Source organism: Falsihalocynthiibacter sp. S25ZX9 (assembly GCF_041205405.1).
Classification (GTDB): Bacteria; Pseudomonadota; Alphaproteobacteria; order Rhodobacterales; family Rhodobacteraceae; genus Falsihalocynthiibacter; species Falsihalocynthiibacter arcticus.
The window spans coordinates 1-282 of sequence record NZ_JBGFCD010000332.1; the positions used below are offsets into that span (position 1 = coordinate 1).

Annotated in this window: 1 pseudogene; it reads right to left on the reverse strand. The window is 56.0% G+C overall.

Annotated features, from left to right (window positions below):
- A pseudogene (locus AB9F29_RS22460) lies at positions 1 to 282 on the reverse strand (glucuronate isomerase); the annotation flags it as partial.

The following is a 282-nucleotide window of genomic DNA, read 5'->3' on the forward strand; positions in this document are numbered from 1 at the left end:
CGGCGGCCCAAGTTTCAACGCGGGATAGACGCCAGCAAGGGGTGCAAGTTCGCGCGAGAACGAGGTCTCGTCAAAGGTAAACACGATCACCGTCAAATCTGGGTTGCCACCAACGGCGTTTAGAAGCGGTTGCAGCGCGGTGACATAATCGGTGCGTTTTGGAATATCAAAGCCCTTGTCGCGTCAAAACTGTGCCATGACTTGGCTGGAATGGTTGCGCAGGGAGCCTGGATGAATTTGCATAACCAGCCCGTCGTCAAGGCTCATCCGCGCCATCTCGGT